This window comes from Blastococcus sp. PRF04-17 (assembly GCF_023016265.1).
GTDB lineage: Bacteria > Actinomycetota > Actinomycetes > Mycobacteriales > Geodermatophilaceae > Blastococcus_B.
This window is the reverse complement of the sequence record NZ_CP095412.1, coordinates 3,949,728-3,967,099: the sequence shown is the minus strand read 5'-3', so window position 1 is coordinate 3,967,099 and position 17,372 is coordinate 3,949,728. Positions and strand designations below refer to the sequence as shown.

At 73.6% G+C, this 17,372-nt stretch carries 18 protein-coding genes and 2 pseudogenes; 7 read left to right on the top strand and 13 right to left on the bottom strand.

The window, feature by feature from the left end:
- Window positions 1-30: 30 nt before the first annotated feature.
- The 5 genes and pseudogenes from MVA48_RS20160 to MVA48_RS24335 all read right to left on the bottom strand — a co-directional run.
- Window positions 31-800 (bottom strand): annotated as a pseudogene (locus tag MVA48_RS20160) (SDR family NAD(P)-dependent oxidoreductase).
- Window positions 801-838: 38 nt separating this feature from the next.
- The gene (locus MVA48_RS20155; RefSeq protein ID WP_246982884.1) at window positions 839-1,936 is read right to left on the bottom strand and encodes a mannose-1-phosphate guanylyltransferase; all 1,098 of its coding nucleotides are present in this window, start codon (window positions 1,934-1,936) and stop codon (window positions 839-841) included.
- 22 nt (window positions 1,937-1,958) lie between these two features.
- Entirely contained in the window at window positions 1,959-2,903 is a 945-nt protein-coding gene (locus tag MVA48_RS20150; protein ID WP_246982883.1) for a glycosyltransferase family 2 protein, read from the bottom strand.
- Window positions 2,904-2,938: 35 nt separating this feature from the next.
- Window positions 2,939-3,265, bottom strand: a complete 327-nt coding sequence (locus MVA48_RS24340) for a glycosyltransferase (protein WP_371821261.1) — start codon at window positions 3,263-3,265, stop codon at window positions 2,939-2,941.
- 326 nt (window positions 3,266-3,591) lie between these two features.
- A pseudogene (locus MVA48_RS24335) lies at window positions 3,592-4,008 on the bottom strand (glycosyltransferase); the annotation flags it as partial.
- A gap of 146 nt (window positions 4,009-4,154) precedes the next feature.
- On the opposite strand from MVA48_RS24335, the gene MVA48_RS20135 reads away from it, so the two are divergent.
- Both MVA48_RS20135 and MVA48_RS24550 read left to right on the top strand, forming a co-directional pair.
- On the top strand, window positions 4,155-4,841 hold the full coding sequence (locus tag MVA48_RS20135; RefSeq protein ID WP_441300201.1) for a sugar nucleotidyltransferase: 687 nt from the start codon (window positions 4,155-4,157) through the stop codon (window positions 4,839-4,841).
- Complete coding sequence (locus MVA48_RS24550; RefSeq protein WP_441300200.1) at window positions 4,841-5,029, top strand: hypothetical protein; 189 nt, start codon at window positions 4,841-4,843, stop codon at window positions 5,027-5,029. The genes MVA48_RS20135 and MVA48_RS24550 overlap by 1 nt, the downstream gene beginning before the upstream one ends.
- Here MVA48_RS24550 and MVA48_RS20130 read toward each other — a convergent pair.
- Together MVA48_RS20130 and MVA48_RS20125 are read right to left on the bottom strand one after the other, a co-directional pair.
- The gene (locus tag MVA48_RS20130) at window positions 4,990-5,874 is read right to left on the bottom strand and encodes a glycosyltransferase family 4 protein (RefSeq protein ID WP_246982880.1); all 885 of its coding nucleotides are present in this window, start codon (window positions 5,872-5,874) and stop codon (window positions 4,990-4,992) included. The genes MVA48_RS24550 and MVA48_RS20130 overlap by 40 nt on opposite strands.
- Window positions 5,875-6,162: 288 nt before the next feature.
- On the bottom strand, window positions 6,163-6,855 hold the full coding sequence (locus tag MVA48_RS20125; protein ID WP_246982878.1) for a class I SAM-dependent methyltransferase: 693 nt from the start codon (window positions 6,853-6,855) through the stop codon (window positions 6,163-6,165).
- A gap of 524 nt (window positions 6,856-7,379) precedes the next feature.
- On the opposite strand from MVA48_RS20125, the gene MVA48_RS20120 reads away from it, so the two are divergent.
- The gene (locus MVA48_RS20120; protein ID WP_246982876.1) at window positions 7,380-8,582 is read left to right on the top strand and encodes a glycosyltransferase; all 1,203 of its coding nucleotides are present in this window, start codon (window positions 7,380-7,382) and stop codon (window positions 8,580-8,582) included.
- Between the two features lie 66 nt (window positions 8,583-8,648).
- Here the strand turns inward: MVA48_RS20120 and MVA48_RS20115 are convergent, their stop codons facing one another.
- The 6 genes from MVA48_RS20115 to gmd form a co-directional block, all read right to left on the bottom strand.
- The gene (locus tag MVA48_RS20115; protein WP_246982871.1) at window positions 8,649-9,671 is read right to left on the bottom strand and encodes a lysylphosphatidylglycerol synthase transmembrane domain-containing protein; all 1,023 of its coding nucleotides are present in this window, start codon (window positions 9,669-9,671) and stop codon (window positions 8,649-8,651) included.
- A complete protein-coding gene (locus tag MVA48_RS20110; RefSeq protein ID WP_246982869.1) occupies window positions 9,671-10,216 on the bottom strand; it encodes a class I SAM-dependent methyltransferase in 546 nt (181 codons plus the stop codon). The genes MVA48_RS20115 and MVA48_RS20110 overlap by 1 nt, the downstream gene beginning before the upstream one ends.
- Window positions 10,217-10,281: 65 nt before the next feature.
- Window positions 10,282-10,488: a hypothetical protein gene (locus MVA48_RS20105; protein ID WP_246982867.1), complete on the bottom strand. Its 207-nt coding sequence runs from the start codon at window positions 10,486-10,488 to the stop codon at window positions 10,282-10,284.
- Entirely contained in the window at window positions 10,482-11,243 is a 762-nt protein-coding gene (locus tag MVA48_RS20100; protein WP_246982865.1) for a glycosyltransferase family 2 protein, read from the bottom strand. Before MVA48_RS20100 ends, MVA48_RS20105 begins: the two co-directional genes overlap by 7 nt.
- Before the next feature lie 92 nt (window positions 11,244-11,335).
- Window positions 11,336-12,316, bottom strand: a complete 981-nt coding sequence (locus tag MVA48_RS20095) for a GDP-mannose 4,6-dehydratase (RefSeq protein WP_246982864.1) — start codon at window positions 12,314-12,316, stop codon at window positions 11,336-11,338.
- Window positions 12,313-13,299 carry a GDP-mannose 4,6-dehydratase gene (gene gmd, locus MVA48_RS20090; protein WP_246982863.1) on the bottom strand — a complete coding sequence of 329 codons (987 nt, stop codon included), beginning with the start codon at window positions 13,297-13,299 and terminating at the stop codon, window positions 12,313-12,315. Before gmd ends, MVA48_RS20095 begins: the two co-directional genes overlap by 4 nt.
- Window positions 13,300-13,426: 127 nt before the next feature.
- Here gmd and MVA48_RS20085 point away from each other — a divergent pair, with 127 nt between their 5' ends.
- From MVA48_RS20085 to MVA48_RS20070, 4 genes are read left to right on the top strand one after another with little or no spacing between them, the layout of a single operon-like run.
- Complete coding sequence (locus tag MVA48_RS20085; RefSeq protein ID WP_246982862.1) at window positions 13,427-14,356, top strand: FkbM family methyltransferase; 930 nt, start codon at window positions 13,427-13,429, stop codon at window positions 14,354-14,356.
- A complete protein-coding gene (locus MVA48_RS20080; RefSeq protein ID WP_246982860.1) occupies window positions 14,353-15,276 on the top strand; it encodes a hypothetical protein in 924 nt (307 codons plus the stop codon). Before MVA48_RS20085 ends, MVA48_RS20080 begins: the two co-directional genes overlap by 4 nt.
- Window positions 15,273-15,869 (top strand): glycosyltransferase, encoded by a 597-nt coding sequence (locus MVA48_RS20075; RefSeq protein ID WP_246982858.1) that lies wholly within the window; start codon window positions 15,273-15,275, stop codon window positions 15,867-15,869. The genes MVA48_RS20080 and MVA48_RS20075 overlap by 4 nt, the downstream gene beginning before the upstream one ends.
- On the top strand, window positions 15,866-17,359 hold the full coding sequence (locus tag MVA48_RS20070; protein ID WP_246982856.1) for a glycosyltransferase family 4 protein: 1,494 nt from the start codon (window positions 15,866-15,868) through the stop codon (window positions 17,357-17,359). Before MVA48_RS20075 ends, MVA48_RS20070 begins: the two co-directional genes overlap by 4 nt.
- The last annotated feature ends 13 nt before the right edge of the window (window positions 17,360-17,372 follow it).

The window sequence follows — 17,372 nt, the reverse complement described above, 5'->3', positions numbered from 1 at the left end:
GTTCCCCCGGGTGGTGCGGTCAGGTGGTTCTCAGCGCGGTGCCATGCGCAGGGCGCCGTCCATCCGGATGACCTCGCCGTTGAGGTAGCCGTGCTCGATGATCGCCAGCGCCAGCTGGGCGAAGTCGTCCGGGCGGCCGAGCCGCCTGGGGAAGGGTATGCCCGCGGCGAGTGCCGTCCGCGCTTCCTCCGGCAGACCGGCCAGCAGCGGCGTGTCGACCAGGCCCGGCGCGACGGTGCACACGCGGACGCCGACGGACGCGAGGTCGCGCGCCGCGGGCAGCGTGAGCCCCACGATGCCCCCTTCGACGCGGCGTAGGCGACCTGGCCGATCTGCCCGTCGTAGGCGGCGATGGAGGCGGTGTTGACGACGACGCCGCGCTCGCCGTCCTCGGTCGGCTCGGTGGCCGACATGGCCGCCGCGGCGAGCCGGAGCACGTTGAACGTGCCGACCAGGTTGACCATGACCGTCCGCGTGAACGCGCCGAGGTCGTGCGGTGCGCCGTCCCGGCCGACGGTGCGCTGCGCCCAGCCGATGCCGGCGCAGTTCACCGCGATCCGCAGCGGGCGGTCCTTGGCCGTCGCGTCGGCGACCGCCGCCTGCACCGAGGCCTCGTCGGTCACGTCGGTCCGCACGAACGTGGTGTGCCCGCCCAGCTCGGCCGCGAGCGCCTCGCCGCGGTCGGCCTGGAGGTCCAGGATCGTCACGGCGGCGCCCCGCGCGGCCAGGGCACGCACCGTGGCCGCGCCGAGCCCGGAGGCTCCCCCGCTGACCACCGCTGCCACGTCGAAGCTCGTCATGCCCCGCAGGCTAGTGAGCCGGTTGCGCTGTACCGCGCTCAGCTGTACCGGGACCCGTGCCGTTCCTCGACGGCGGCGAGCAGCTGCTTGACCCGCTCGGCGTCGGTGACGGGGCAGACGAGCGTCACGTCGGCGGTGTGCACGACGACCGAGTCGTGCACACCGACCAGCGCCACCACGTGGCTGGGGTCGTCGCTGAGCACGATGTTGCCGGAGCCGTCGAGGACGACGGTCAGGCCGCGCACCGCGTTGCCGGCATCGTCGCGGTCCAGCGTGTGCGCCAGCGCCGGCCACGACCCGACGTCCAGCCAGTCGACGTCGAGGTCGGCCACGAGCACCCGGCCGGGCTCGGAGGCAGCGGGCTCCAGGACGGCGTAGTCGACGCTGATCTTCTGCAGGGTCGGGAACACCTCGGCCAGGACGGCGTCGCGGTCGGTCCCCGGCGCCGCCGCGACGATCCGCCGCAGCCCGTCCGCGGTGGCGGGCAGGTGGTCGGCCAGCGCGTCGAGCACGGTCTGGGCACGCCAGACGAACATCCCGGAGTTCCACAGGTACTCGCCGGACGCGAGGTAGGCCTCGGCCGTCGCGCGGTCCGGCTTCTCGCGGAAGGCGGCGGCTTCCGCCACGCCGGGCACCTCGGTCGGCGCGCCGCGCTGCACGTAGCCGAAGCCGGTGGCCGGCGACGTGGGCGTGATGCCCAGGGTGACCAGCGCGTCGGGGCGCACCGCCAGCGCGTCGAACGCGGTGGTCAGCGTGGCCGCGAAGCGCTCCACCGGCCGGATGACGTGGTCGGCGCTCACGACGGCCAGCTCGGCGTCGGGGTCGGCGTGGGCCACGAGCGCCGCGGCCAGCCCGACGGCGTTGGCCGTGTCGCGCGCGACCGGCTCGAGGATCAGCCGGTCGGCGCCCAGCTCGGGCAGTGCCGCGCGCACCTGGTCGCCGTACCGGGCCGCCGTGCACACCCAGATGCGGTCGGCGGGCAGGACGGCGCGCAGGCGGACGAACGCCTCGGCGAGCAGGCTGTGGACGCCGTCGGCGCCGGCCACCACGTCGAGCAGCTGCTTGGGTCGCTCGGCCCGGGACAGCGGCCAGAGCCGCGTGCCCGACCCGCCGGCCATGATCACTGCGTGTCGCACGAGCCCGTCCTCCCGATGTCGCTCAACTCGTCCCCCGCCGGAACCGTCTCCTGGTGCGGGCCCGCGGCAGCTCGTCCGCCGAGCGCTGGGGCCGGGCGCCGGCACCGACGCGGGCGCTGACGTAGGACACGAGCATCCGGGCGCCGAGTCCCGCCCGCAGGAGGAGCCGCAGCGGCGCCTCGACCCGGCGCGGGTGCCTCCGGGCCAGGTACCGCAGCGCGCTGGTGTGGTGGACGCGCTGCATGCGGTGCGGATCGCGCCGGGTGGCGTGTCCGCCCTCGTGCTCGACCACCGCCGAGGGGGCGTAGACGTGCAGCCAGCCGCGCCGGCCGAGCCGGGCGGCGAGGTCGACGTCCTCGAAGTACATGAAGTAGCCGGGGTCGAAGCCGCCGACGGAGTGGAACGCCTCGGCGTCGACCAGGAAACAGGACCCTGACAGCCAGCCGGCCACGCGCTCCCGCGGGGCTTCCCGCTCGCGGCGGTAGCGGGCGGTCCACGGGTTGCTCGGCCAGACCCAGCCGAACACCGCGTGCCCGATGCCGGTGGACAGCTCCGGCAGGTCGCGGGCCGACGGGTACAGCTGCCCGTCCGGCGTGCGGATGGCCGGCCCGACGGTGGCCGCCCGCGGCCAGCGGGCCGCGACGGCGAGCAGCTCGTCGACCGCGCCGGGCTCGAAGCGGATGTCGGGGTTGGCCACCAGCGCCCAGCCGGAGCGGTGGTCGGCCAGCCCGGCGTTCGCGGCCGCGCCGTAGCCGATGTTGCCGCCGGTCGGGAGCACGCGGACGTGCGGGTGCGTGGCCGCGGCGCGCTCGGGAGCGCCGTCGGTGGAGCCGTTGTCGGCGAGGACGACGTCCAGCGGCCGCCGGGTGGCCGTCGACAGCGAGGACAGGAAGCCGTCGAGCGCCTCGCCCGGCGAGTACGTGACGGCCACGACGCGCAGCGGCTCGTCGCCCGGCTCGGTCCCCACGCCTGCGACCCTACGGTCCGGCGGTCCCGCCGCCGTCAGGACCCGACCGCGGCCGCGTAGCTGGCCACGTGGACGCGCGCGCAGGCGCGCCAGTCGAAGAGCGCCGCCCGTGCCCGCGCCGCCGCGCCGAGTCGCCGTCGCTCCCCCGGGTCGGCGCACAGCTCGCGCAGGCGCACGGCGATCGCCCCCGGGTCGGGCTCGGTGTAGGCGACGGCGTCACCCCCCACCTCCGGCAGTGACAGCCGCCGGGTGGTGAGCACGGCCGCCCCGCACGCCATGGCCTCCAGCACCGGAAGACCGAAACCCTCGCCCAGGCTCGGGTAGGCCACGACGTCTGCCTCGCCGAGCAACCCGGCCAGCATCTCCAGGGGAGGTAGCCGGGCCGGTGGAGCTCGAGGCCGCGTGGCACCTCGGCCGCGGCGCGGTCGATCTCGTCGTCCCAGCCACGACCGCCGGCCAGCACCAGGGCCGGCGGGTCCTCGGTGCCGGCGAACGCCTGGACCCAGCCCCGGACCAGCCCCGCTGCGTTCTTCCGCGGTTCCAGCGTGCCGAGGAAGGCGACGTACGGACCGTCCACCCCGACGTGCGCCCGGACGGCGGACCGCTCCTCGGCCGAGGGCACGTGGAACCGGCGCGTGTCGACGCCGAGGTGGGCGACGTCGACCCGCTCCGCCCGGGCTCCCGCCACCCGCACCAGCTCGTCCCGCGTGGCGGCCGACGGGGTGACGCAGCGCGCCGCCCGCCGCAGCGAGGTGCGCGTCCAGGCCCGGAAGAACGTCCGCTTGACGGCGAGATGCACGTCGGGGTGGGTGAAGAACGTCGCGTCGTGCAGCGTCGTCACGACGGGCACCCCGGCCGCGAGCGGCATCGTGTAGTGCGGGCTGTGCAGCACGTCGGCGCCGCTGCGCCGGACCAGGAGCGGGAGACCGGTCTGCTCCCACGCGAACCGCACCGCGGCGCGGGCCGCCGCCGCGGGCGCCGGCAGGAGGTCGACACCGGGCAGCAGGGCCCGGTAGTGGCCGACGTCGTGCGCCTGGACGGCGACGGCCAGGTCGGCACCCTCCGCGACGAGCGCCGGGAGCAGTTCGTCGACGTACCGGCCCACGCCGCCCCGGTCGGCGGGCACGGCCGTGGCGTCGACGAGCACGCGCGGGCTACCGGTCAGCGGAATCTCCCCGATAAGGGTGGGATGCAGGGTCGATCCGAGCCTACGAGGCCGGTCCGAGGGGGCCCCGCGGATATCGTGACCGGATGCGCGGAATCGTCCTGGCGGGGGGCAGCGGGACCCGGCTCTACCCGATCACGAAGGCGATCAGCAAGCAGCTGATGCCGATCTACGACAAGCCGATGATCTACTACCCGCTCTCCCTGCTGATGAATGCCGGGATCCGCGAGGTCCTCGTCATCACCACGCCCGAGGACCAGGAGTCCTTCCGGCGGCTGCTCGGGGACGGCTCCGACGTCGGCATCGAGGTCAGCTACGCGGTGCAGCCGCGGCCGGAGGGCCTCGCCCAGGCGTTCCTCATCGGCGCGGACTTCATCGGCGACCAGCCGGTCGCCCTCGTGCTCGGCGACAACATCTTCTACGGGACGGGCCTGGGCGAGAGCCTCCGCGCCAACACCGACCCCGCCGGCGGCCACGTGTTCGCCTATCACGTGGCCAACCCCAGCGACTACGGCGTCGTCGAGTTCGACGACACCGGCCGGGTGATCTCCATCGAGGAGAAGCCGGCGCGGCCCAAGAGCTCCTACGCGGTGCCCGGCCTGTACTTCTACGACAACCAGGTCGTCGAGATCGCCCGCGCCATCCGGCCGAGCGCCCGGGGCGAGCTGGAGATCACGGCGGTCAACGACGAGTACCTGCGCCGGGGGAGCTCACCGTCACCGTGCTGCCGCGCGGCACGGCCTGGCTCGACACCGGCACGCACACCTCGATGATGCAGGCAGCCGAATTCGTGCGCGTCGTCGAGGAGCGGCAGGGCTGGAAGATCGGCTGCATCGAGGAGATCGCCTGGCGTCGCGGCTTCATCGACTCGGCGGAGCTGGAGGCGCTGGCCAAGCCGCTGCAGAAGAGCGGTTACGGCGACTACCTGCTCGGCCTGCTCGAGGACGTCAGCGAGCCGTAGAGGTCCCAGAGTGCGGACGCGGCCCGTTCCCACGTGTAGCCGGCCGCGCGCCGCCGTCCCCGCTCGGCCATGCCGCTCCTCAGGTCGGCGTCGCACGCCACCTCCGCCAGCCCGGCCGCCAGCGCTCGCGCGTCCCCGACCGGCGTGATGCGGACGGCGTCCCCGCCCACCTCGGCGAGGGCGGGATCGGCCGAGCAGACGACCGGCGTTCCCGCGTGCATGGCTTCGAGCACCGGCAGACCGAAACCCTCGGCCCGGCTCGGCACCACGAGCGCGGTGGCCCGCGCGAGCGCGGTGGCCAGGTCGGCGTCCGACAGCCGGCCGAGGACCCGCACCCGGCCCGGCGCCAGGCCCTCCGCGGCGGCCATGGCCGCCGGGTCGATCCCGCCCCAGCCCGGCTGGCCGACCACGAGCAACGGCAGCCGGGGGGCGGTGTCCTCGGAGAGGGCACGGATGAGGACGTCGAGCCCCTTGCGCGGCTCCAGCGTGGCGAGGCTGAGCAGGAAACCCTCCTCGGGCAGGCCCATCCGTCGCGCACGCGCCGCGACGTCGGCCGGCGGAGCCAGGTCCGCCGACACGCCTTCCCCGATGACCTCCACGCGCCGGAGGGGAAGGTGCTCGGCGAGCGCGTCGGCGACCGCCCGGGTCGGCACCACGACGGCGTCGGCACGGGCTGCCACCCGGGCGGCCATGGCCCGGTGCCATCGCACGCCGCGCGCGGTGAGGGTCTCCGGATGGGTCCAGGGCACGGCGTCGTGCACGGTGACGACGAGCGGGACCGCGACCGCGGTCGGGGCGAGCAGGGTCGGGGCGTGGACCACGTCGACCCCCGCGGCACCGGCCACGGCAGCCCCCGTTCCCAGGCGAGAGTGAGCGGTCGCCGGGGCAGCGGCAGCCGCCGGGGCCCGAGAGCGCCGGGCACGCGCGCGGCTGACGGGTCGCGGTGCCAGGCCGTCCAGGTGCGCACCTGCGCGCCGGGTGGGGCCTGTTCCGCGAGGGCGGCCGCGACCTCGCGCGCGTACCGGCCCGTCCCGCCGGGGACGGGCGAGAGCACCTGTTCCAGGACGACCCCGACGCGGAGGCCGCTCCTCGTCACGGGTGCACCCGGGCGGGGCGGGCCGAGGTGGCGGGGCTCAGCCGACGTTCTTCTCGTAGACGTAGAAGTCGGCGAACGACGTCTCGTACGGGCGCTTCGCGTCGTACGGGTAGGCGTTCGGGATGGTGGTGGCCAGCCGCCAGTCCGGGCGGTTGGTCTCCACCCAGCGCGAGAACTGCCGGTGCCGGACGTGCGGCACCGGGTGGGGGGCGTCGTAGTTGCTGGCGTAGATGATCACGTTGCGGTCGGCGTGGTCGAACAGCGTCGCCATGTGGGCCTCGAAGATCTCGTCCTCGACCAGGTGGTAGATGACGTCGAGGGAGAGCACCAGGTCGGCGGTGAGGTCGGCGGGCAGCTCGTCGAGGAGGATGAACTCCTTCGTCGGGTCGTCGCCGAACTTCGCTCGGCACATCTCCAGCGCCGTGGGCGACACGTCCACGCCGAAGTACCGGGGGTAGTCGGCCAGCGCCAGCTGGGCGCCGTCACCGGAACCGAGCTCCAGGACGGACTTGATCCCGTTCTCCGCGACGAAGCGGTTGAGCACCTGCGCCTTGAACTCCGCCAGGCGGTCGTAGGAGCCGGCACCGGAGTTGCCGCCGGACTTGTAGCGGCTCTCCCAGTAGCTGCTGGACTCCGTGAACGGGGACAGCCGGTTCACGACCACCTGCCGCAGCCGGCCGACGGCTGAACCGACCAGCGGCATGGACCGGATGATGTCCTTGGCGCCCATCGTCTTTCCCCTGAGATCGCCCGGCGTCCCACGGACACCGATCTTCGTGGAGCCGCACCGGACCGCGCCTCGGCGGCTCCGGGGGTCATCTCCGTGAACTGGTCAGCGACAGTACCCGACACGCGAGGCCCGCCCCGGCCGCGAGCGGGACCGGTCCGGACCCGCGGCTGCGCCGCCGCCGCCCGGCCGGTTCGAGGCGCCCGCGTCCGCACCCCGCCCCCAGGCGCGGCGTGGCGGGCGAGGTGGTGCCGGGAGCGGTGGGATAAGTCCTGCTGACCGCGCCGGGTGGGGCACGACGACGCGGACGCCGGCTCGTCGGACCCCGCGGACCGTGACGGCCGCGGCGGGAACCGGCGTGCCCCACGAGACACCGATCGCCTCATCGGCCCCGGCCACCCCCGGGTGCCCCCCCTCTCCCGCGCGCCCCCACCGCAACGCCCGCACCGCGGCGGGCGGGCGCCCGAGCACCGTTAGGCTCATCGCGCAGCCCCGAACGACCGCCGACGAAGGAGCGTGCCAGCCAGGTGAACCGGCTCGTGGTGCTCACCTCCAGCTTTCCGCGCTGGCCCGGCGACAACACGACCCCCTTCGTCCGCCAGTTCGCCGAGCACGTCGCCGACTCGGGACGCGAGGTCCTGGTCCTGGCTCCGCACCACCGCGGGGCGGCGGTGACCGAGCAGCTGGCGGAGCGCCTCGCCGTCCGGCGCTTCCGCTACTTCCTGCCGTACGCGCAGGAGGACGTCGCCTACGGCGGCAACGCGGTGGCCCGGGTCCGGAAGACCCCGCTCTACGCCCTGAAGCTGGCCCTGTTCCTCCTGTCCTCGCTGGCCGCGGTGGTCAGCGCCCGCCCGCGGATCATCAACGTCCACTGGCTCATCCCGCAGGGCCTGGTGGCCACCGTGGCGAAGCGGATTGCCGGAGCCCGGGTCGTGATCACGATCCACGGCGGTGACGTGCTGAGCCTCAACGGCCGTGTGCTGCGGAAGGTCAAGCGCTTCATCCTGGAGCGGGCGGACGTGGTCGTCGCCAACAGCGCCTTCACCGCCTCCGCGTGCAGGTCGCTCCACGACGGCCGGGCCTACGAGGTCATCCCCATGGGCATCGACGTCGACAGGTTCCGTGCCGCGCCGCGCTCCGCGGAGCTGGTCCGGCGGCACGGCCTCGGCGACTTCACCGTCCTGTTCGTCGGCCGGCTGACCGAGGACAAGGGGCTGATGGACCTGGTCGAGGCCCTCCACCTGCTCGAGCGGTCCGGCGCCGGCTTCAGGGCCCTGGTCGTCGGCAGCGGCGACCAGGAGCCGGCGCTGCGGCGTCGCGTGCGCGAGCTGGGCCTCGACGAGCGGGTGGTGTTCGTCGGCTGGGTCGCCCACGACGACCTCGCGGACTACTACAACACCGCCGACGTCTTCGTCGGGCCGTCGATCGTCGGGAGCCACGGCTGGCAGGAGGCGGTCGGCCTGGTCTTCGTCGAGGCCCTGGCGAGCGGGCTCCCGGTGATCTCGACGCGGACCGGCGGCATCCCCGACGTGGTGGACGACGGCCGGACGGGGTTTCTCGTCGACCAGCGGTCCCCCGGGCAGATCTGCGAGCGGCTGCGCGCCCTGCAGGAGGACCGGTCGCTGCTGCGGGAGATGGGTGAGCGCGGCCGGGCCACCGTGGAGCAGCGGTTCTCGTGGCAGACGGTCACGCAGCGGTACGCGGCGATCTTCGACCGCCTCGACGCCTGAGCCCTCGGCTCCTCGGGGCCTCAGTTCGTGGGGGCCTCAACTCGCGGGGCCTCAGCTCGCGGGGCCTCAGCGCGGATCGGGAGCCGGCCCCGTGCGCCGGCGGCCCAGCGGGAACCATGCCGCCGCCACGAGACCCGCGGCCAGCAGGACGTCGGCCAGCACGAGGAGGACGCGGGACAGGACGGCGACGGCGAGCAGCGGGCCGGCCGGGAGGAAGGCGGCGAAGCCGAGCACGAGCACCGCCTCCCGGACGCCGGCGCCCGCGGGCGCGAAGACGACCAGCAGGCCGGCCACCCAGGCCAGCGCGTACACGCCGACGCTCAGCAGCCACACGGCGGAGGTGTCCGGCCCGAGCTCGCGGACCAGGAAGCCGAAGTGCACGCCGAGAGTGGTCCAGGAGAGGCAGAGCAGCAGCGCCGCCCGCAGCAGGTCGCCCGCGGACAGCACGATCGGGCGGCCGGGTCGCCGCAGCAGCCGGAAGGCCGTGCCGCTCCACCAGGTCACGCTGGGCGGCAGGAGCAGCACGAACAGGACCGGCACGACCGCGAAGGCCCACCAGTACTCGGCCAGCAGCTCCGGGACGGCGAAAGCCAGGGTGAGCGCCGCGACCAGCAGGCTGGTGATGACGCTCAACGCCAGGACGAGGAACGTCGCGGTCGCACCCTGCCGACCCGGGATGCGCAGGTCGCGCGCCATCGCCACCTGTGCCACGAGGTTCCAGATGCCGCCGGGCAGGTACTTGCCCAGCTGGGCCACGAAGAAGGCGCGCAGACCGGTGATCCGGGGCGTCGGATAACCCTGGCTGGTCAGCAGGTCGCGCCAGACCAGGCCGGGCAGCGCGGCCGCGACCATGGCGAACAGCAGGCTCGTCGCGAGGGTCGCCGGCGACATGGACCCCAGCGACTCGGCCACCGTCTCCCGCTGCCCCCACAGCACCAGGACGAGGGCCACGACGACGGCCGCGACGAAGGCGTGCCGGAGCAGGCGCCGCCACCCCGTGCGGCGGGCACGTGCGGCAGCGGGCTCGTCGGAGGTCGCGCCCTCCCGGCCGTCCGGCGGCTCCGCCGGACCACCGTGCGAGCCGCCCATCACCTCGTGGCGATGGCCAGCAGCCCCTTGGGGAACCTGCGCATGCCCTTGTGACGGATCTCCACGTGCGAGAAGTCGCGGCAGAGCTCGCGCATCGAGTGCTCGGTGAATCGCCAGAAGTCGATCGGCTCGTCGTGGTACGGGTAGAGGAACGGCGTGGCGATGAGCAGCCGGCCACCGGGCCGCAGCGCCTTGCGCAGGTTGTCGACGGCGCGCCGGAACTCGTAGATGTGCTCCAGCACGTTCATGCAGAGGATGACGTCGAACTCCTGGTCCAGCGCCATGTCGGTGATGTCGAGGACCATGTGCCCGAAGTCGGGGTTGACATCGGTCTGCACGAACTCGGCCGCTTCGGGGAAGGCACCGCGCAGCGAGTAGGCGTCCTCGCCGAGGTCCTGCCGCCCGCTGCCGATCTCCAGGACGCGGAGTCCGGCGCTGCTGCGCGCCAGCTCCCTGGCGGCGGCGTCGGTCCAGGCACGCGTCCCGAGCAGCCGGCGCGCGACCAGTCGGCCGATCCTGTCCTGCAGTGCGGGTGCCGTGCTCATCGGTCGTCTCCCTCGTCCCTGATCCTGCTCCGGCGGCCGGCGGGCACGCGTGCGTCGGCCGGTGATCAGGTCTCACCCCGCGAGCGGACGATCAGGTCCGCCAGCAGGGCGAGGGTGAAGATCAGCAGGCCGCTGATGAAGAGCAGCACCGCGTTGGTCGTGATGCCGAAGTTGTAGCGGATCACGTCGACGAGGCCCTTGACGAACGACAGGCCGAGCAGGGTCAGCGCGATCGGCATGAGCACCTTGATCGGGTTGAAGTACATCACCATGCGCAAGACCTGCAGGATGTACCGGTAGGCGTCCTTGACGAAGTGGAACTTCGACGTGCCCGCCCGCTTGCTGTAGTCGATCGGCAGGTAGTCGACCGGGTGCTGGTTGGACAGGAACGACATCGTGATCGTCGTGACACAGCTGAAGCCGGGGGCAGCAGCCGGAGGTAGGGCAGCGAGACGTCGCGCCGGAAGGCGCGCAGCCCGGAGTTCAGGTCGGGGATCTTGGTCGCCGACAGCTTCTCGGCGAACTTGCGGATGACCCACTTCGCCGGCACGCGGAGGAACTTGTGCGTGCCCTCCTCGGTCGTGCGCGCGCCGACGACCTGGTCCACCCCCGGGTTGTCGTCGAGATACCTGACGAACTCCGGGATGCGCTCGTTGGGGTAGGTCATGTCGGCGTCGGTCCAGACGACGATCTTCCCGAACGCCTCGCGGGTGCCGATCCGCCGGGCCGTGCCCGAGCCGCCGTTGGTGCGGAAGGGCATGAGCCGCATGTGGGGGAACCGCGGGAGCGCCGCCTCGAGGACGGCGAGCGTGTTGTCGGTCGACTTGTCGTCGATGACCAGCAGTTCGTAGCTGTAGCCGCTGGCGTCCATGGCGACGGTGATCCGCTCGATCTCCTGCAGAACGTGGTCCTGCTCGTTGTAGCAGGGCAGCACCACCGTGACGTCCAGGCTGTTCTGCCCGGCCGCGGAGGTGGGGGCGCTGGTCACGGAGAGGTGCGCCGGAGGAGGCGTCGTCACGACGGTCACGGGGTCCGACGGTACCTCGGACGCCGACGTCCGGAGGACCCCGGCCCCACCCGTCACAGGCGCCTCAGGGCGGTCCGTGGACACGCCCCGGGTCACGCCCCGCCGGCGTCCAGGAGCTCCAGGTCGTGGCGCACCATCGCCTCGACCAGCTCCTCGAACCCCACCGTGGGAGCCCAGTCCAGCACCGACCGGGCGCGGGTGGCGTCACCGACCTGCTCGGGTGCGTCCGACGGCCGGGCGAAGCGGGGGTCCAGCGTGACGTGCCGCTCCCAGTCGGGCACGCCCGCCGCGAGGAACGCGGCGGCCACGAAGTCGCGGACGCTGTGCGCGACGCCGGTCGCGATCACGTACGTGTGCGGATCGTGCGCCCGCGCGGCGAGCCGCATGGCCCGGACGTAGTCGGGCGCCCAGCCCCAGTCGCGACGGGGATCGAGGTTGCCCAGGGCCAGTTCGTCCTGCAGCCCGCGGGCGATCCGCGCCGCGCCCGCGGTGATCTTGCGGGTGACGAAGGTGTCCGGCCGCCGCGGGGACTCGTGGTTGTAGAGGATGCAGCTCGAGGCGTGCAGACCGCGCGCCCGCCAGACACCGACCAGGTGGTGGGCGTAGGCCTTGGCGGCGCCGTAGGGCGTCACGGGGGCGATCGGTGTCGTCTCGTCCTGGGGCACGCGCTCGGCGAAGCCGAAGATCTCGGCGCTGGAGGCCTGGACGAACCGGACGAGGCTCCCGCTCCGCTCCTGGAGCTCGAAGGCGGCGGCGAGCAGGTGCCCGACCGCCAGACCGCTGACCTGCGCGGTCAGCGCCGGCTCCTGCCACGACTGCGCGACGGAGGAGATGCCGCCCAGGTTGTAGATCTCGGCCGGCGCGACGTCGGCGACCAGCGCCTCCAGTGCCGAACCGTCGGTCAGGTCGCCGTGGTGCCGGTGCACCTGCTCGGGGAGCTCGTTCTCCCCTGGCCGGGAGCCGCCGTCGCGCACCAGCGCGTGGACCTCGACACCCTCGGCGAGGAGGTCCTCGACCAGATAGCTGCCGTCCTGCCCGGTGGCCCCGGTGACGAGGGCGCGGACGGGGCTCACCTGCCCGCGCGCTCCTTCTCCTGCGCCAGGTCGGACTCCACCATCATCCGGACGAGCTCCTCGAAGCCGACCTTCGGCGTCCACCCCAGCTGCTCCCGCGCCTTGGTCGGGTCACCGATGAGCAGGTCCACCTCGGCCGGCCGGAAGAAGCGCGGGTCCTGGTGGACCTTGCCCTCCCAGTCGTCGATGCCCACGTGGCGGAACGCCACGTCGAGCAGCTCGCGGATCGAGTGGGTCTCGCCGGTGGCCACGACGTAGTCGTCGGCCTCGTCCTGCTGCAGCATGCGCCACATCGCCTCGACGTAGTCGCCGGCGAAGCCCCAGTCGCGCTTGGCGTCGAGGTTGCCCAGCGACACGGACTCCTGCAGGCCCAGCGAGATCCGGGCGACGGCCTGGGTCACCTTGCGCGTGACGAACTCCGGGCCGCGCCGGGGCGACTCGTGGTTGAACAGGATCCCCGACGACGCGTGCATCCCGTAGGACTCGCGGTAGTTGATGGTCATGTAGTGGCCGTAGACCTTGGCCACGCCGTAGGGCGAGCGCGGCCACAGCAAGGTGGTCTCGCGCTGCGGCACGTCCTGCACCTTGCCGAACATTTCCGAGCTCGACGCCTGGTAGAAGCGGACCTTCGACAGGTCCTCGCCGGCGTGGAGCCGCGTGGCCTCCAGCACGTTGAGGACGCCGAGACCGGTCACGTCCGAGGTGAGCCGGGCGTTCTCCCACGAGTAGGCCACGAACGAGATCGCACCCAGGTTGTAGACCTCGTCCGGCTGGGCGACGCCGAACGCGCGGATCAGGCTCGAGAGGTCGGTGATGTCCCCCGTCAGGAGCTTCACCCCCGGCACCTCCCGCCGCACCAGGTCGGCCTTCGGGTTGTTCTGGCCACGGATCAACCCGTAGACCTCGTAGTCCTTGGAGAGCAGCAGCTCCGACAGGTAGAGGCCGTCCTGACCGGTGATCCCGGTGATCAGCGCGCGCTTCATACGTCCTTCAATCCTCGGGTCCCGGAACGCCGACAGCCTAGCGAGCCCCGGCGCGGGGCTCCGCCCGGCCGTCGGCGGCCCTTCCGACGGCGCGGGCCCCACCCGCGGCCCTACGTATGATCGCTCGGTGCCGCCCTTCATCTCCTACGCCCAGAACCGCGAGGACGTGGTGCTCTTCCGAGCACTGGGCCACATCCCCGCCGGCCGCTACGTGGAGGTCGGCGCGAACCATCCGACCCACGACTCGGCCACCTTCGCGTTCTACGAGCGGGGGTGGCGCGGTCTCACGGTCGAGCCGGTGCCCTACTTCGCCGACCTCCACCGCGAGCAGCGCCCCCGCGACACGCTGGTCGAGGCGGCCGTCACCCACCGGGACGTCGGCGAGGTGACCCTGCACGTCGTCCCGGGGACCGGGCTGTCCACCATCGTGGACGCGGTCAGCGACCAGCACGTCGCCTCGGGGATCGCCACCGAGGAACTCGGCGTCCCGGCCGTCCGGCTGGACGCGCTCCTGGCCGATCAGGGGTGGTCGGAGGACGAGGACATCCACTTCCTGCTGGTCGACGTCGAGGGCGCCGAGCAGGAGGTGCTGCAGAGCATCGACCTGCGCCGGTGGCGGCCGTGGGTGCTGGTCATCGAGGCCACCGAGCCGAACTCGACGGCGTCGACCCACGGCGAGTGGGAGGACGGCGTCCTCGAGGCGGGTTACGAGTACTGCCTCTTCGACGGGCTGTCCCGCTACTACGTGGCCGCCGAGCGGGCGTCGGAGCTCAAGGCGGCGCTGAGCTATCCCGCCTGCGTGCACGACGGCTACCTGACCCACGGCCACGACCTGGCCCTGCAGAAGGTCGACCGGCTGCTGACGGAGACCACGCACTGGCGGACGGTGGCCCTCACCCAGTGGGCCGATGTGGTCGGACAGGTCGGCATGGCCGCGGCCGAGGAGCGCGCGCGGCTGGCCGAGGAGCTCGAGGCGATCCGCAACACGCTCTCCTGGCGGATCACCCGCCCGCTGCGCGGGGTCCGCACCGTGCTGGGCCGAGTCCGTTCGTCATGAGCCCCGGCAGCACCTCGCTCCTGGCCCCCCACACCGCCCTCACCGCTCTGGACCAGCGGCTCCTGCAGGCGGCGTCGGCGCTGCTCGACCCCCTCCCGGAGCTCCCGCGCACCGACCACCCTGGGGCGATCGCCGCGCACCTGCTGCCCGCGCTCGTGGAGAGCTGCCAGGGGCGGCAGCGCACCGCCGCCCGGTGGCTGCTCCTCACCGCCGCGTTCGGCGCCTTCCCCACGTCCGATCAGCTGCTGGAGTTCGGCCGCCGGCTCGAGCTGCAGCCCTCCCACGCCGCGCAGACGCAGTTGCTCGCCGACGTCCTCGGGGACGCCGGCCGCGGCCGGCTGGACCTGCCCATGACGATCGTCACCGGCGGCACGCTGGTCGACGTCGACCACTCCGCCCGGAACGACACCCACACCGGCATTCACCGCGTCGTCCGCGAGGTCACCCCCCGGTGGCGGGACCGGCACGGCGCGACCGCCGTCGCCTGGATCGACCAGTACTCGGCGTTCCGCGCCCTGTCCGCCCAGGAGGAGGCGCGGATCTTCCACTACGGGAGCCCGCTGCCCGAGTCGCCCGAGGGCGAGGCCGACAGCGGGCCCGGCAGCCTGGTCGTGCCCTGGCGCAGCACGGTGGTCCTCGTCGACGTGCCCAACACCAGGGCCGACGAACAGCTGGCCGCGCTGGCCCGGTTCTCCGGCAACACGCTCGCGCTCATCGGCTACGACATGATCCCGATCACCAGCGCCGACACCCGTCCGTTCTCGGACTCGGTGGCCTTCGGCCAATACCTCTCCGTGGTGAAGCACGCCCACCGGGTGGCGGCATCAGCGCGTCAGCGACGGCGGAGTTCTCCGGCTTCGCCGACGCCGTCAAGGCACAGGGCCTGCCCGGGCCCGAGGTGGCCACGGTGGCGCTGGTGACCGAAGCGCCCGCCGACACGACCGCGGCGCCGCCGCGGACCGGCACCCGCCCGGTGGTCCTGTGCACCGGGAGCCGGGAGCCGCACAAGAACCAGCGTGCCGTCCTGCACGCCGCCGAGCGCCTCTGGCGGGAGGGCCTGGACTTCGAGGTGCGCATGGTCGGCGGGCGGGGCTGGAACGAGGACGTCCTCCGCCCGGCGGCCGACCGGCTGCACGCCGACGGACGCCCGCTGACCGAGCTGGGCCGGGTCAGCGACGCGGAACTCACCGCGGCCCTGCGCGCGGCCGACCTGGTCGCCTTCGTGTCGCTGCACGAGGGCTACGGCCTGCCGGTCGCCGAGGCCCTCGCCTGCGGCACCCCCGTCCTGACGTCGGACTTCGGCAGTCAGCGCGAGATCGCCGAGGCCGGTGGCTGCGTGACGGTCGACCCTCGGGACGACGACGCGATCACCGACGCGCTCCGGACACTGCTGACCCGACCCGAGGAGCTCGAGCGGCTGCGCGCCGAGATCGCCTCCCGCCCGGCACGGACGTGGCCGGAGTACGCCGACGAGCTCTGGACCTGTCTCGTCCAGGGAGAGGGTGCCCGGTGACCTCCTTGCTCAGCCGGCTCCAGCGGAGCGGCACGGTCTCCTCCACGCTCGCCGAGGCCTGGGCCCGCCGGGTGCCGGAGGTCCGCACGGCGCTGGGGGCCGCCCCCGGCCCCGCCGTCCGCGTCCCCGGTCCCGCGGCCCTCGCCGAGGCGCTCGGGGACGTCGTCGACCACCGCGACCGTGGCCACGTCTGGCTGGTCCTCGCGGCCCTGACCGGCCGGTTGCCCGAGCACGCCACCGTCGTCGAGGTCAGCCGCGCCGCCGAGTTCGACGACGGCGCGTCCCTGTGGGCGGCGGTCGCCGCGCTGACCACCCAGCGCAGCGCCAGGCGGCAGGTCCGGATCGCGGTCGACGAGGTGCTCGTCGACGTCGCCCACACCGCGCGCACGCCACTGGCGACCGGCATCCAGCGCGTCGCCCGCGAGACGGCCCGCAGGTGGCTGGCCACCCGCCGGTGCACCCCGGTGTCCTGGTCCGACGGGTACGAGTCGGTGCGCGAGCTGACCACCACCGAGCGGGCCCGCTTCGGGAGTTCCGCACCCGGCTCCGCGGAGGATCCGGGCGAGACCACCGTCGTCGTGCCGTGGCGCTCCACCTACGTCGTGGCCGAGCTGGCCGCCGAGAGCGAGCGCAGCGCACGCCTCCTGGCGCTCGCGGCGCTGAGCCCCAACCGCACCGGGGTCATCGGGTTCGACTGCGTCCCGCTCACCTCCGCCGAGACCACGCAGCTCGGCTTCGCCGGTGTCTTCGCGGGGAACCTGGCCGCCGTCCGCTCCTTCGACCGGATCGCGACGATCTCGCAGGCCGCCGCCACCGAGTACGCCGGCTGGCGCGCCATGCTGTCCGCGATCGGGATGAGCGGACCGGCCATCGCGTCGGTGCCCCTGCCGGTCGAGGGGGAGGAGCCGTCCGAGGCGGACCTCACCGCGGCCCGGGCACGTTTCGTGGTGGGCACGTTGCCGCTGGTGCTCGTCGTGGGCAGCCACGAGCCGCGCAAGAACCACCTCGCCGTGCTGCACGCCGCCGAGCTGCTGTGGCGCGAGGGTGTCCGATTCAGTCTCAGCTTCGTCGGCGGCAACTCCTGGGGGAGCGACTCCTTCTCCCGGCGGCTGTCGGAGCTGCAGCGTGCGGGCCGCGCCGTGGACACCCAGAGCGCACTGTCCGACAACCAGCTGTGGGCGGCCTACCGGCTGGCCCGGTGCACCGTGTTCCCGTCCCTCAACGAGGGCTTCGGCCTCCCTGTCGCCGAATCGCTGGCGGCCGGCACCCCGGCCATCACGTCGCAGTTCGGCAGCATGCTGGAGATCGCCGCCGACGGCGGGGCGATGACGGTCGATCCGCACGACGACCACGCGCTGGCCGCCGCCATGCGGCAGCTCCTCACCGACGACGTCCTGCACGCCCGGCTGCACCGGGCGGCACTGGCCCGTCCGCCACGGACCTGGGACATGTACGCCGACGAGGTCTGGGACTTCCTGGTCGCCGACTGACCGCCGGGACGAT

Bases quoted from the DNA above. Each gene is read 5' to 3' on its own strand.
- MVA48_RS20080 (WP_246982860.1), top strand. From the start codon at position 14,353: ATGAGCCCCGGCAGCACCTCGCTCCTGGCCCCCCACACCGCCCTCACC.
- MVA48_RS24340 (WP_371821261.1), bottom strand. From the start codon at position 3,265: ATGCTGGCCGGGTTGCTCGGCGAGGCAGACGTCGTGGCCTACCCGAGC.
- MVA48_RS20115 (WP_246982871.1), bottom strand. From the start codon at position 9,671: ATGGGCGGCTCGCACGGTGGTCCGGCGGAGCCGCCGGACGGCCGGGAG.
- gmd (WP_246982863.1), bottom strand. From the start codon at position 13,299: ATGAAGCGCGCGCTGATCACCGGGATCACCGGTCAGGACGGCCTCTAC.
- MVA48_RS20105 (WP_246982867.1), bottom strand. From the start codon at position 10,488: ATGGTGATGTACTTCAACCCGATCAAGGTGCTCATGCCGATCGCGCTG.
- MVA48_RS20110 (WP_246982869.1), bottom strand. From the start codon at position 10,216: ATGAGCACGGCACCCGCACTGCAGGACAGGATCGGCCGACTGGTCGCG.
- MVA48_RS24550 (WP_441300200.1), top strand. From the start codon at position 4,841: ATGCAGGCAGCCGAATTCGTGCGCGTCGTCGAGGAGCGGCAGGGCTGG.
- MVA48_RS20135 (WP_441300201.1), top strand. From the start codon at position 4,155: ATGCGCGGAATCGTCCTGGCGGGGGGCAGCGGGACCCGGCTCTACCCG.
- MVA48_RS20125 (WP_246982878.1), bottom strand. From the start codon at position 6,855: ATGGGCGCCAAGGACATCATCCGGTCCATGCCGCTGGTCGGTTCAGCC.